At 69.1% G+C, this 13,080-nt stretch carries 8 protein-coding genes and 1 pseudogene; all 9 read right to left on the bottom strand.

Annotated features, from left to right (window positions below):
* Positions 1-3 precede the first annotated feature (3 nt).
* The 9 genes and pseudogenes from RTQ83_RS13455 to RTQ83_RS13420 all read right to left on the bottom strand — a co-directional run bounded on the left by RTQ83_RS13455 (position 4) and on the right by RTQ83_RS13420 (position 12,799).
* Positions 4-657, bottom strand: a complete 654-nt coding sequence (locus RTQ83_RS13455; protein WP_312515312.1) for a VTT domain-containing protein — start codon at positions 655-657, stop codon at positions 4-6.
* A gap of 129 nt (positions 658-786) precedes the next feature.
* Positions 787-3,717, bottom strand: coding sequence for an EAL domain-containing protein (locus RTQ83_RS13450; protein WP_312515309.1), 2,931 nt, complete (start codon positions 3,715-3,717; stop codon positions 787-789).
* The gene (locus RTQ83_RS13445; protein ID WP_312515306.1) at positions 3,717-4,601 is read right to left on the bottom strand and encodes a PhnD/SsuA/transferrin family substrate-binding protein; all 885 of its coding nucleotides are present in this window, start codon (positions 4,599-4,601) and stop codon (positions 3,717-3,719) included. The genes RTQ83_RS13450 and RTQ83_RS13445 overlap by 1 nt, the downstream gene beginning before the upstream one ends.
* Positions 4,602-4,850: 249 nt before the next feature.
* On the bottom strand, positions 4,851-5,228 hold the full coding sequence (locus RTQ83_RS13440) for a response regulator (protein WP_312515303.1): 378 nt from the start codon (positions 5,226-5,228) through the stop codon (positions 4,851-4,853).
* 78 nt (positions 5,229-5,306) lie between these two features.
* On the bottom strand, positions 5,307-7,154 hold the full coding sequence (locus RTQ83_RS13435) for a putative bifunctional diguanylate cyclase/phosphodiesterase (RefSeq protein WP_409456110.1): 1,848 nt from the start codon (positions 7,152-7,154) through the stop codon (positions 5,307-5,309).
* A pseudogene (locus tag RTQ83_RS24290) lies at positions 7,087-8,037 on the bottom strand (PAS domain-containing protein); the annotation flags it as partial. The gene RTQ83_RS13435 and the pseudogene RTQ83_RS24290, both read right to left, overlap by 68 nt.
* Positions 8,038-8,420: 383 nt before the next feature.
* On the bottom strand, positions 8,421-9,362 hold the full coding sequence (locus RTQ83_RS13430) for an alpha/beta hydrolase (protein WP_312515297.1): 942 nt from the start codon (positions 9,360-9,362) through the stop codon (positions 8,421-8,423).
* A 166-nt stretch (positions 9,363-9,528) separates the two neighbouring features.
* The gene (locus tag RTQ83_RS13425) at positions 9,529-11,355 is read right to left on the bottom strand and encodes a response regulator (RefSeq protein WP_312515294.1); all 1,827 of its coding nucleotides are present in this window, start codon (positions 11,353-11,355) and stop codon (positions 9,529-9,531) included.
* Positions 11,345-12,799: an ATPase domain-containing protein gene (locus RTQ83_RS13420; protein ID WP_409456109.1), complete on the bottom strand. Its 1,455-nt coding sequence runs from the start codon at positions 12,797-12,799 to the stop codon at positions 11,345-11,347. The genes RTQ83_RS13425 and RTQ83_RS13420 overlap by 11 nt, the downstream gene beginning before the upstream one ends.
* Between the last annotated feature and the right edge of the window lie 281 nt (positions 12,800-13,080).

The raw sequence follows: 13,080 nt of genomic DNA, 5'->3' as shown, positions 1-13,080 counted from the left end.
GACTCAGGCCTGCTTGTCGGCGCCCTTGCTGCGATAGCGTTCCTGCAGCCAGGCCAGGATGCCCGGCACCAGCGACAGCACGATGATCCCCATGATGACGGCGGTCAGGTTTTCGTTGACCCATGTGATGTTCCCGAAGATGAAGCCGGCCACGGTCAGCGACACCACCCACAGGGTGCCGCCGGCCACGTTATAGGCCAGGAAGGTACTGTAGCGCATGCTGCCCAGGGCCGCGACGAACGGCGCCAGGGTGCGCACGATCGGCACGTAGCGCGCCAGCACGATGGTCTTCGGGCCGTGGCGCTCGAAGAAGCGCTCGGTATGGGCGATGTGTTCGGGCTTGATGAAGCGCAGCCGGTAGCCGTGCTTGATCTTGCCGCGGAAGACGGTACCGATCGCGAAGTTGACGATGTCGCCCAGCACGGCGGCGACGATCAGGAGCGGGATCAGCACCGGCAGCGCCAGCATGCCCTTGGCCGCCAGCGCACCGGTGACGAACAGCAGCGAGTCGCCCGGCAGGAAGGGCATGACGACCACGCCGGTTTCGACGAAGATCACCGCGAACAGCAGGACGTAGACGAGGATCTGGTATTCGGCCGCGAGCACGGCGAGATGGCGGTCGAGGTGGAGGAACCAGTCGAGCAGGGTAGTGAGCATGAATGTTTTCCGGTTTGCCGGCCGGGCCTCGTGGGCGCCGGAACCGGCATCGTTGAATCGGCGTGATTCGGTTGGTCGAAGTTGAGTCGGTCGATATTGTAACTTGCTCAACCTTCCTGCGCCCATTCGTCAGGCCGGCAATGCCTGCGGCTTGGCCGCGGTCCCGGTTTCTGTCCCGTCCCCGGCCCGCAGCAGTGCCAGGCATGCCGCCGCCGGCTGCGGCCGCCCGATGTAGTAGCCCTGGATCTGGTCGCAGCCGAACGCCTGCAGCTGGCGCAGCTGGGCCTCGTTCTCCACCCCTTCGGCCACCACCTTCAGATTCAGGCTATGCGCCAGCTTGACCACCGCCTTTGTAATCGCGGCGTCGTCGCTGTCGTGCGGCAGGTCGCGCACGAAGGTGCGGTCGATCTTGAGCGCGTCCAGCGGGAAGCGCTTCAGGTAGGCCAGGCTCGAATAACCGGTGCCGAAGTCGTCGATCGACAAGCGGATGCCCAGTTCGCGGATGCGCCGCATGATCGCCACCGCGCTTTCCGGGTCGGCCATCAGCATCGATTCGGTCAGCTCGAATTCGAGCAGCGCCGGGTCGATGCCGGCGGCGGCGACGATGCGTTCGATGCTGCCGGCCAGGTCGTCCTGGCGCAGCTGGCGTGCCGACAGGTTGATCGCCACCGGCCGCACGGCCAGCCCCTGCGCCTGCCAGGCGCGCAGCTGGGAACACACTTCGCGCACCACCCATTCGCCCACCGGCAGGATCAATCCGGTGTCTTCCAGCAGGGCGATGAATTCGAGCGGCGGCACCAGGCCGCGTTCCGGATGCCGCCAGCGCAGCAGCGCCTCAAAGCCGCTGATGGCGCCGCTGGCGAGGTCGAGCTTGGGCTGGTAGTGCAGCAGGAATTCCTTGTTGGCCAGCGCCAGGTGCAGCTGCGCCTCGAGCAGCAGGCGCTGCTCGGCGCCGGCCTGCATCGCCGCCGTGTACAGCTGGTAGTTGTTGCGGCCGCTGTTCTTGGCGGCGTACATCGCCGTATCCGCGTTCTTGAGCAGCAGGTCGGCATTGGCGCCGTCGTCGGGATAGCGCGCGATGCCGATGCTGGCCGAGACGAACAGCTGCTGACCGTGCAGCATGAAGGGGCGCGACAGGGCGTCGACCAGCGCGCGCGCCAGCCGCACCAGCTGTTCGTCATCATTGACGTCGGGCAGCACCAGCGCGAACTCGTCGCCGCCCAGGCGCGCCACCAGGTCGCCTTCGCCGGTGCACTCGCGCAGGCGCTGGGTCGCCTGCACCAGCAGCTGGTCGCCGACGTCGTGGCCGAGGCTGTCGTTGACCTTCTTGAAGTGGTCGAGGTCGATGAACAGGACGCCGGCGCGGCGCGCACGCGCCGCCGCCTCGTCGATGACGCGGTTCAGGAACAGCGCCAGCTGGTGGCGGTTGGGCAGGTCGGTCAGGGTGTCGTACTGGGCCAGGTAGGTCAGGCGCTTCTGCGCCTCCTGGCGCTCGATGGCGGTGGCCAGGATGTTGCCGATGCTGCGCAGGAAGGTATGGTCGTCGAGCCCGAAGCGGCGCCCGTCGGCGCTGAACACGCCGAGCATGCCGAACTGGCCGTCGGCGCAGATGATGCAGGCGTCGACGCCGCTCTGCACGCCGTGCGAGGCGGCCAGCGCGGCGAACATCGGGCGCAGCGCCTGCTCGGGCGGCTGCGGCGCCAGCTCGGCGGCCGGCACCGAGAACCGCATTCCCGCGGCGTCCGCCAGGCCGCCGGCGCCGGCGCGCAAGGTGATCCGGCGCAGCTCGCCATGGGTGGCGAACTCGAACACGGCGCCGTGCGCCGCGCCGAGCGCGCCGGCGGCGACCGTGGCGGCCTCGGCGAACAGGCGCTCGATGTCGGTGGCGGCCAGCGCTGCGCGGCCGAGTTCGGCGATCGCGCTGTCGCGCCGGGCGTTGGCGACGATGGTGCGCTCGAATTCCTTGCGCGCGGTGATGTCGATGTCGATGCAGATGTAGCGCTCGAGGATGTCGCCGGCGCCGAAGATCGGCACGATGGTGCGCTGCCATTGCAGGCCGCCCGGGTGGCCCAGCACCGCCACTTCGCCGGTCCAGGCATCGCCGTTCGGGGTCCAGTCGGCGCCGCCGGACGCGCGCGTGAAGCGCGCCAGCGGCTGGCCGGTGACGTCGGCGCGCTGGAAGCCGCTGCTGGCCTCGAACAGGTCGTTGACGTTGACGATGCGGCCTTCGGTATCGATCTCGGACACGATCGCCGCCTGGTCCATCGCGCTCTTGTGCTGCATCAGCGAATACATCAGCGACTCGATCTGCTGGCCGTACTGCACCCGCAGGCTGGCCGCGCTGCGGTTGACGGCCAGGATCGCTTCCTGGATCTCGCTCGGCGCGTCGTCGCGAAACGAGGCCTCGGCCGTCACCCGTCCGGCCGCCAGGTCGTGCTCGAGCAGGCGCAGGCCGCCCAGGTTGTCGAGCCAGCGGCGCAGGAAGATGTGCATCAGGACCAGGCTGGCGGTGAACAGGATCCAGGCCACGGCGGTGGTCTCGGCCACCAGCCGCCACAGCTGGGCCGCCAGGCGCTCTTCGTCGAAGGTCAGGCGCAGCACGCCGTAATCCTTGCCGCCGACCGCGATCACGCGGTTGACGTCGTAGAAGCGGTCCAGGATCAGCTGCGCGAACCAGGCCGGCGCCGCATCCGGGCGTGCCTCGGACGCGGTCAGGCGGATCGCGCCGCCGCCGATGTCGAGGAACTCGGCCTGGTGGAAGGGCGACTTGATCAGCAGCTTGTTCAGGGTGCGCTTGACGGTGTCGTAGTCGCCGATCACCACGCTTTCCTCGATCGTCTGGGTGGCGATCTCGACCAGCATGAGGGCGTTGTCCTGGGTCTCTTCGATGTGCTGCAGGTACTGGTAGCGGTAGAACATGCCCAGGCCGGCCGCCAGCAGTACCAGCATCGCCAGCGTGTACAGGCCGAACACGCGCCCGACCAGCGAGCGCGGCGACAGCGCGCGCAGCAGCCGGCGCGGCGCCGAGCGCAGCCGCGCCATCAGCGATCGCCCCATCATCAGCGCAGCTCGGCCGGAACGCCGGCGTAGAAGGCGCGGTAGCTGGCGTAGTCGCTGTCGTCGGCGGCGATGAACGAGATCGGCGCCGGCGAGTGGATCAGTTCCGCCGCCGCCGCCAGCACGCGCTTGCCCTGCGGATCGCGGTGCATGCCGAGGAAGGCGCGCGCCACCGCGCGTGCGCGTTCGGACGGCACGCGCGGCGAGTACATCAGTGCCAGGTCGTTGAATGGTTCCGAGCTCCACAGCACGCGGAAGGCCGCGCCTTCGCGGCCCTTCCAGTTCTCGACCAGCTGCGAGTTGGCGCCCACCGCCTTGACCATGCCGGCGAACAGCTGGGTGAAGGCGGCGTCCTGGTTGCCGGCGAACACCACGTTGACCGGGATGTCGCGCTGCAGCAGCTGGGCATAGCTGGCCTTGTACGCGACCAGCGCCTCGGGGCCGGGGAAGGCCACCGTGGCGCCGGCCAGCTGGCGCAGGTCGCGCACCGGCGAATCGGCCGGCACCACGATCTGGGAGCGCACCGGCGGCAGGTTGCGGCGTCCGAACACGGTCCAGCCCATCTTCATGCGCTCCGGGCTGAACAGGTGGTTGGTGAAGGCGAAATCGACTTCACGCGCCAGCACGAAGCTGGTGGTGTCGGCCGAGGTGCGGCCCAGTTTCAGGTTCAGGCACACGCCGCTGCGCTCGGCGACATAATGGATGATCGGATTCCAGAAGCTGGCCGAGACCTGCACGTTGTACTGGTTGACCGGCGAGAAGTTGTAGCAGGGCGCCGCCGCGGCTGCATTGGCCGCGCTGCCGGCACATGCCAGCGCCAGCAGGCAGCGCACGAGCGTTGGCGCCAGGCGCGAACGCGCGGGCGTGGTAGTGACGAACTTGAACATGGTAGCTGGTTGTTCCCTTGATGGACGGCGGACTCCGGCCGGGCGCGGAAGGGAAAAGGGCAGCCGGGTACGGCCAGCCACGGCGCGGCACCGAGCGAATTCGGCACCGATTCTAGCGTGTCGCAGACGCACTCATCCGTTGAGACACGAACGGAAAAGGTTTTCGGACGAAAAGCAAAGTTTATGTGTAGCAATTATGCGACGGATTGTTTCCGCGCCGAGTGCCTGAGAGCGAAGAGGAGCGGCTTCTCAGGCGCTGCGTCCCTGCAGGATCGCCTGTACCTCGGCCAGCATCAGCGGTTTTACCAGGTGCAGGTCGAAGCCGGCGGCGGCGGTCTGGCGCCGGGTTTCTTCGTCGCCCCAGCCGGTGGTGGCGACCAGCAGCGGCCGGTAGCCGTGGTCGAGCCGGCGCACCGCGCACGCCACGTCGTAGCCGTTCATGCCGGGCATGCCGATGTCGCAGAAGATGATGTCGGGACGGTGGGCGCGGATGGCGTCGACCCCGTCCGCGCCGGAATATTCGGTGTGGACCTGGTGACCGTCGAGGTCGAGGAACATGGCGAAGGTATCGGCGGCGTCGCAATTGTCGTCGATGACGACGACCTGGTGCTTCTGGGGCGAGGACATGCTGGGTGGTCCTGGAATCAAGAACAGCCGGGGTTCCGGCTTGCCAGGATAGTGTATCACAGTAAATAACAGCGTAAATTAGTGCGATCGTTCGTTTAACATACTGGCCAGCTCGGCGGCCGGCAGCGGCTGGGCGCACAGGTAGCCCTGATAGGCCTGACAACCGTTGTCGAACAGAAAGTCGCGCTGGGCTTCGGTCTCGACGCCCTCGGCCAGCACTTTCAGGCCCAGGCTGGCGCCGAGGGCGATGATGGTGCGCGCGATCACCGCGTCGTTCGGGTTGGTGGTCAGGTCGAGCACGAAGGAACGGTCGATCTTGAGCATGTCGAGCGGCAGGCGCTTGAGGTAGGCCAGCGACGAATAGCCGGTGCCGAAGTCGTCGATGGCGAAGGTCAGGCCGTGCGCCTTGAGCGCGCGGATCTTGTCGATCGCGTCCTCGACATCGTCGAGCAGGGTGCCTTCGGTGATCTCGAGCTTGAGCCGGTGCGGATCGGCGCCGCTCGGTCCGATCACGCCGAGCACCTGTTCCACGAAGGCCGGATGGTGTAGCTGGCGCGCGCTGACGTTGACGGCGATCTCCAGGTGCGCGGTGGCCGGGTCCTGCGCCCATTGCGCCAGCTGGCGGCAGGCCGCTTCCAGCACCCACTGGCCGAGCGGCAGCGCCAGGCCGATCTCTTCGGCCAGCGGCACGAACTCGGCCGGCGAAACCATGCCGCGCCGGCGGTGGCGCCAGCGCACCAGCGCCTCGACCCCGGCAATGCGGCCGTTGCGCTCGACCTGCGGCTGGTAGTGCAGGAAGAAAGCGTGTTCGCGCAAGCCCTCGCGCAGGTCGCCCTCGAGCGCCAGGCGCGCCGCCGCCATCGCCTTCATGGCCGGATCGTAGAAGCGCACCGTGCCGCGCCCGGCGGCCTTGGCGCGGTACATCGCCATGTCGGCGCGCTTGAGCAGCTCGCCCGGGTCCTCGCCCTCGGCCGCGAACACGGTGGCGCCGACGCTGGCCCCGGGCTGGACCCGGTGGCCGTCGAGCTGGAACGGCTGGTTCAGCAGGCGGATGATGCGTTCGCCCTCGTGGCGGGCGTCGGCGCAGGCCTCGCGCTTGTGGCGCCCCAGGTTGGCCAGCAGCACCGCGAATTCGTCGCCGCCGAAGCGCGCCACCGTGATCTCGTTGTGCAGACTGGCGTACAGGCGCAGCGCCACCTGTTGCAGCAGGGTGTCGCCGACCGCGTGGCCGAGGGTGTCGTTGAGGTTCTTGAAGTTGTCGAGGTCGACCAGCAGCAGGGCGTTGTAGCGCCCGCTCAGGCGCGAAGCGTCGAGCGCCGCCTGCAGCCGTTCACCCAGCAAATGCCGGTTCGGCAGGTGGGTCAGGGCGTCGTGGAAGGCCAGGTGGTGCAGGCGCCGCTCGGCTTCCTTGCGCCCGGTGATGTCGGTATTGATCGCGAAGATCGCCTGCGCCTGGCCGTGCTCGTCGCGCACCAGCGTCCATTGCGCCTCGACCGCGACCGCGCTGCCGTCCTTGCGCCGGCCGGTGGTGTCGCCGCTCCAGGCGCCGCTCGCCATCACGCTGCGCATGGCCTCGGCCAGCAGCGCGGCGTCCAGGTACACGCGCCCGGCCACCGGCTGGCCCAGCGCTTCGGTGGCAAGCCAGCCGTACAGGCGTTCGGCGCCGTGGTTCCAGTAGCGGATGCGTCCGTCCAGGCCGATCGCCACGATCGCATCCTTGGCCTGGTCCAGCAGCGAGGCCTGTTCGCGGATGCGCAGGTCGGCTTCGTGCTGCTCGGAGATGTCGACCACGGCGCCGACCACACGCACCGTGCGTCCGCCGGCGTCGCGCACGATGCGCGCGCGGTCGTGCACATGGGCCACGCTGCCGTCCTTGCGCACGAAGCGGTAGTCGTCGCTCCAGTCGGCCTGCAGGCTGCCGTGCATCGCATGTTCGAAGCTGTCCAGCACGCCGGCGGTCGTCCGGGTGGATGCGGTCGATCCACAGCGCCAGCGGCCCGGCGAAGTCTTCCGGCGCATAGCCGAACAGTTCGCGCACATTGCCGCTGAACCACAGCATGTCGGTGGCCAGGTCCAGGTCCCAGATCGCGTCGCTGGTCACGCTGGCGACGATGCGAAAGCGCTCTTCGCTGCGGCGCTGGGCGTCCTCGGCGCGCTTTTGCGGGGTGACGTCGCGCAGGTACACCGCCAGCCCGCCGTCGGACGGATAGGCGCGTACCTCGCAGTGCAGGTCGTAGTCGGCATAGTACTCGGCGAACCCGACCGTGCAGCGCAGGCGCATGGCGCGCCGCAGTTCGCGGTAGCCGGGCAGCTTCCTGAGCGCGCCGAATTCATCCCACAGCACCTTGCCCAGCAGTTCGTCGCGCGGGCGCCGGAACAGCCGCTCGGCCTCGCGATTCAGGTAGGTGAAGCGCCAGTGGCGGTCGACCGTGTAGAACACGTCGGTGATGCTTTCCAGCGTGGCGCACAGGCGGCGCGCCAGGTGCGCCGTGTCCTGTTCGGCCTGGCGCTGGCCGGTGACGTCCTGCACCGTGCCGTAATAGGTGGGCGCGCCGCCCGCGCCCGGCGCCAGTTCGCCGCGCGCATGCACGTGGCGGATCTGGCCGTCCGGGCGCAGCACGCGGTGGTCCAGGTCGAGCGCGATGCCGTGCACCATCGCATGCGTCAGCTCGGCTTCGACGCGGCTGCGGTCGTCGGGATGGACGCAGGTCAGCAGGGTGGCGAAGTCGGGCGCGGGCGCATCCGGCGGCACGCCGAACAGGACCCGCAGCTCTTGCGACACCAGCAGCTGGCGGTCGCTGACCCGCATTTCCCAGAAGCCGACGCGCGCCACGCGCTGGATGATCGCGAAGCGGTCGTCCAGGGTGGGGCCGGGATCGGTCCCGGCGGCGGCCCCGGCAGCGGGGCGGGAAGTCGGATGCAGCATGGCGCAGCGGTCCAGAGCGTGGTGGGCGCGACTGCGGGAGGCATGGCGATGTCGGGGGCAGTGTCGGGGCGGTGTCCGGGACGTCAGGCAAGGCGACGCGTGCAGCAGTCGAATGGCGACTTCGCGGTTGTATCACCACCGGCGGCGCACTGCAAGCGCGGGTTCGATTGGGTGTGCCCGGCTGCTCGCCCGCGGCTGACCGGGTCCATGTGCCCGAGCCCGGCTTTCGACCGGCCGCACATCGCGCCGGCCGCAGTCGGCACCGTTCAGTGGTCGAGAAACGCGCGCAGCGCCGGAATCACCTGCTGCGGCGCTTCGTCGATCAGCCAGTGGCCGGAGCCGGCGATCACCTTGCCGTCGACGTCGGTGGCCACCAGCCGCGCCTGCTCGATCAGGAAGGTGCCGCTGGCCTTTTCGCCGGTCAGCACCAGCACCGGCAGCTGCAGGCGGGTCTGCGCGAAGCCGGCGAAATCGCGCGCGTCCTGCTCGAAATTGCGGAAGTATTCGAAGCCGGCGCGCATGCCGCCGGGTTGGGCATAGGCCCGGGCATACAGGCGGCGGTCGGCTTCCTTCACCGATTTCGTCTTGTCGGCCGCGAAGTCGTTCCAGAAGTGCTCGAAGTAGATGCGCTCGCGGCCCTTGACCAGCGCCAGCGGGGTCTCGCCGTAGAAGTGGAAGTGCCACAGGTCGCGCAGCAGCCACACGTTCTTCCACTCGCCGACGCCGGGCAGGAAGGCATCCATCAGCACCAGCCGGCTGGTGTCGTCGGGATACTGGGCGGCGTAGGCATAGGCCACCATCAGACCGATGTCGTGGCCGACCAGGGCGGCAGGTTCGCGCGTGATGCCGCGCACCAGCTCATGGATGTCGCGCGCCATGTTCTTCTTGTCGTAGCCGCCCTGCGGCTTGCCTGAAGCGCCGGCGCCGCGCAGGTCGGGCACGATCACGGTATGCTTTTTGGCCAGCTCGGGCAGCAACGGCGTCCACATGTGGCCGGTCTGCGCATAGCCGTGCAGCAGCACCACGGGACTGCCGCGTCCGCCGATGCGGTAATGGATGGTGGTGCCGTTGACCTGGGCAGTGCGCTCGCTGCAGCCCGGCGCGTCGGCCGCATGCGCGCGGCCCGGGAACGCGGCCAGCAGGAGGGCCATCAGCGCCGCGGCAAGCAGGGCGCACAGGCGGACGGACGAGGCACGGCGGATCATCATCGACTCCCGGTGGTGGCAGCGGTGCGGGCGGGCACGCTCGCGTCAGGGCCACGCTAACACCGGCTGCCGGTCCGCGCCACGGCGAGTCGTCCAGCGTTTGCGCGCGCTGCCATCGAACGCCGGATGCCCGCAGCGCTGCAGTGCAGGGTGACGGTTTTCTGCGACGTCAGCCCGGACGCCTGCGCTGGCGGCCGTCGCCGTCGTCGTCGCGCTGGCGCATGGCGGTCACGAACGCGTCGTTGATGGCGCCGATGCTGGCGGGCTTGCGCACGAACTGCACCTTCAGGTCCTGCAGCCGTTCGGGCGACAGCATGTAGCCGCTGGTGAGGACCACCGGCAGCTGCGGGTGGTACGTGGCCAGCCAGCGCGCCAGCTCGATGCCGTCCATCCGGCCCGGCATCATCACGTCCGAGAACACGATGTCGACGCCGGCGGCGTCCCGGGCCAGCGCTTCCACGGCGGCGTCGGCGCTGTCGGCGCGGCGCAGCGTCACGCCGAGCGACTGCAGCAGCGCGCCGGTGGTGTCGGCGACGTCGGCGTCGTCTTCGACGTACAGCACGCGCAGGCCGGCCAGGCCGGCGGCGCGCAGGGTGGCCGGGTCGAGCGCGGGCGCGGCGGCCTGGGCGTGCCCGCGCGGCAGCAGGATGCCGATGGTGGTGCCGACCGTTTCGCGCCGGATGAAGGCCAGGCCGTGGCTCTGCACGGCGAAGCCGTACACCTGCGACAGCCCGAGGCCGGTGCCCTTGCCGACCGGCTTGGTGGTGAAGAACGGCTCGAACGCCTGGCGCGCGGTCTCCTCGCTCATGCCGTGGCCCTGGTCGCTCAGGAAGATGCCGACGAATTCGCCGGCCAGGTGCGCGCCCTGCGGCAGGGCCGGATCGGGCAGGGTCCAGTTGGCGGCCTGCAGGGTCAGCGTGCCGCCGTCGGGCATGGCGTCGCGCGCGTTGCCGACGATATTGAGCAGCGCGGCGTCGAGCTGGGCCGGATCGGCCAGCACCGGCCACAGGTCGGCGGCGAGCTCTCGCTGCATCCGGATCGTGGCGCCGAGCATGCGCTGCGCCATCTCGGCGGTCGCGCGTAGGTGGGTGTGCAGGTCGAGCGTGACACTGGCCAGCGGCTGGCGCCGCGCATAGGCCAGCAGCTGCTGGGTCATCGAGGCGCCGTGGCCGGTGGCGCGCCGGATACCGTCCAGCGCGCGCATCACGCGCGCGTCCGGCGCCGCGCCGGCGCCGCTGCTGCCGCCATTGACCGGGCCTCCGCCGGCACCGCCGCCGGCGCCGTGACTGGACTTTGCGCTGCCCAGCAGCATGCGCAGCAGCGTCTCGCTGCCAGCCACCACCTGCAGGATGTTGTTGAAGTCGTGCGCGATGCCGCCGGTCAGCTGGCCCAGCGACTCCAGCCGGCGCGCCTCGGCCAGCGCCTGCTCCACGCGCCGGCGTTCGGCCACTTCGCGTTCCAGCAGCCGGGTGCGCTCGGCAACGGTCGACTCGAGCCGTTCGGCGTGCCCGGCCAGCTGCTGCAGCTGGTCGCGCACCGCGAACTGCAGGCGCCGCATGCGCAGCGCCGAACGCAGCGCCATCGCCAGCGCCAGGCGGGTGGTGGGGCGGGTCAGCAGGATCACGTTGCCGACCCCTCCCAGGCGCCCGAAGCGGCCGTCGTCGATGTCGCGGCTGTCGGCATTGGCCAGCACCAGCATCGGCAGGTCGGACCAGGCCGGCTGGGTGCGCAGGCGCGCGTCGAGCTCCTGCAGGGTGCAGCGCGCCAGGCCTTCCTCGGTGACGATCACGGCCAGCGCGCGCGCGCCGAGGGCGGCGTAGAAGGCGCCGGCGTCATGGCAGACCAGCGCCGCCACGCCTTCGTGCGCGGCCAGCTCGCGCAGCGTGGCGGCGTCGCCCTCGAGCGGGGCGAAGACCACCAGCGCCTCGCCGGCAATGCTGCCGGCGCCGTCGTGTTCCTGGCCCGGGCCGCGCCCGTTTGCCGCCTCAGACGTCAAGATGCTCCACTCCGATCTCGCCGCCGCTGTTTTGCACGCGCGCCCCGATGCGGATGCCGTCGTCGGTCAGCTCGAGCTCGCGGATCTCGGTCGCGTGGCGGCCCTGGCGTTTCTTGAGCACGCATACCGCCTTGCGCACCACGTTGTCGCGCTCGTAGTAGCGCATCGAAATGATGTTGTCGGTGATGATGCTGACCGCGTCCGGTTCCTTCGAGGTATCGAGGCGCTGCGAATGGGCGCCGACCACGATCGCCATCACGCTCATGTTGCTCAGGTACGAGAACAGCTCGTTCATCTGCGGCAGCAGCGACTTTTCGTCGCGGATCACGTCGAGGTAGGAATTGATGCTGTCGATGATCACCAGGCGCACGTCCTGGTCTTCCACCAGGCGCCGCACCTTCCAGATGAATTCGCCCGGCGAGATGCGCGACGGGTTCACCCGGCGCAGGAAGAAGTCGTGGTCGTCGTCGATCGCATCGGTCATCTCATCGGCGTCGGCGGCGCGCGTGCGGCCTTCGCCCATCGCCGCCACCAGGCGCGAGCGCAGCGTGATTTCCGATTCGTCGAAGTTGAAATACGCGGTCTTGTGGCCGGCGCGCACTGCCGCCAGCGCGTATTGCAGGGCCAGCGTGGTCTTGCCGACCCCGGACGGCCCCAGCACCATGGTCGAGCTGCCCGCGCTCAGTGGCCCGCCGAACAGGTCGTCGAAACTGTCGACCCCGCTCAGGATGTCGACCTCGCACGGCGCCCGTTGGTGTTCCTGGGCGATCAGGCTCGGGAACACCAGGATCTCGCCGCTTAGGATCTTGTAGTCGTGCCAGCCGCTCTGGAAGTCGCCGCCGCGCATCTTGACCACGTGCAGGCGGCGCCGCGCGGCGCCGAAGCCGCGTTCGATGTATTCCAGCGAAATCACGCCGTGCACCGCGCTTTGCAGTTCGTATTCCAGGCCGTCCGAGGTGATGTCGTCCAGCAGCAGCACCGTGGCGCCGATGCCGCTCAGGCGCTCGCGCAGGGCGATGATCTGGCGCCGGTAGTGGGCGCTGTCGCGTGCCAGCAGGCGGATCTCGACCATCGAATCGATCACCACGCGCCGCGCGCCGGAGCGGTCGACGCGTTCGGCGATGCGGTTCACCAGTCCCACCAGTTCGCTGTCGGTCGGCAGCAGGATGCTCTGCGGCGGCGGCTGGTCGGGAACCGGGATCATCTCGGCGATCTCGACCCCGTCCAGCGACCAGCCGTGGTTGGCGGCGGTCTCGCGCAGTTCGTCCTCGGCTTCGGACAGGCTCAGGTAGAGGGCGCTGTCGCCCATGCGCGCGCCTTCGATCAGGTAGCGCAGACCGAAGGTAGTCTTGCCGGTGCCGGGACGGCCTTCGATCAGGTGGATGCGCTCGCGCAGCAGGCCGCCATGCAGCACGGCGTCGAGTTCGGGAATGCCGGTTGCCACTCGGGCTGCGCTATGGGCTGCGCTTCGGGCTGAACTACGGGTCGGACTGTCTGTCATGTGATTCCGGTTTGCTTGCCAGTGGTTGCTCGGACAGCGGGGCGGCAGAGGGTCGTCTGCCAACGCCGATTTTGATGAAAATATGATAACAGTGCATGCGGATAGGGTGGCGCAGGATTGCGCGCCGCGCTCGATGCCCGCTTTGAGAGCGCTAACTGTGTCGAATTTGCATCATTGTTGTTTACTAAACGCCGCTAAACTGCACTGTTCAACTGAAAGTCTAT

Origin of the sequence: Massilia sp. (genome assembly GCF_031995545.1) — a bacterium.
Taxonomy (GTDB): Bacteria; Pseudomonadota; Gammaproteobacteria; order Burkholderiales; family Burkholderiaceae_D; genus Telluria.
Note: the sequence above shows the minus strand (reverse complement) of the source record. Positions and strands in the feature narration are given on the sequence as shown.

Excerpts from the sequence above, each read along its gene's own strand:
- RTQ83_RS13430 (WP_312515297.1), bottom strand. The coding sequence starts at position 9,362 with ATGATGATCCGCCGTGCCTCGTCCGTCCGCCTGTGCGCCCTGCTTGCC.
- RTQ83_RS13435 (WP_409456110.1), bottom strand. The coding sequence starts at position 7,154 with ATGCACGGCAGCCTGCAGGCCGACTGGAGCGACGACTACCGCTTCGTG.
- RTQ83_RS13455 (WP_312515312.1), bottom strand. The coding sequence starts at position 657 with ATGCTCACTACCCTGCTCGACTGGTTCCTCCACCTCGACCGCCATCTC.
- RTQ83_RS13450 (WP_312515309.1), bottom strand. The coding sequence starts at position 3,717 with ATGATGGGGCGATCGCTGATGGCGCGGCTGCGCTCGGCGCCGCGCCGG.
- RTQ83_RS13440 (WP_312515303.1), bottom strand. The coding sequence starts at position 5,228 with ATGTCCTCGCCCCAGAAGCACCAGGTCGTCGTCATCGACGACAATTGC.
- RTQ83_RS13445 (WP_312515306.1), bottom strand. The coding sequence starts at position 4,601 with ATGTTCAAGTTCGTCACTACCACGCCCGCGCGTTCGCGCCTGGCGCCA.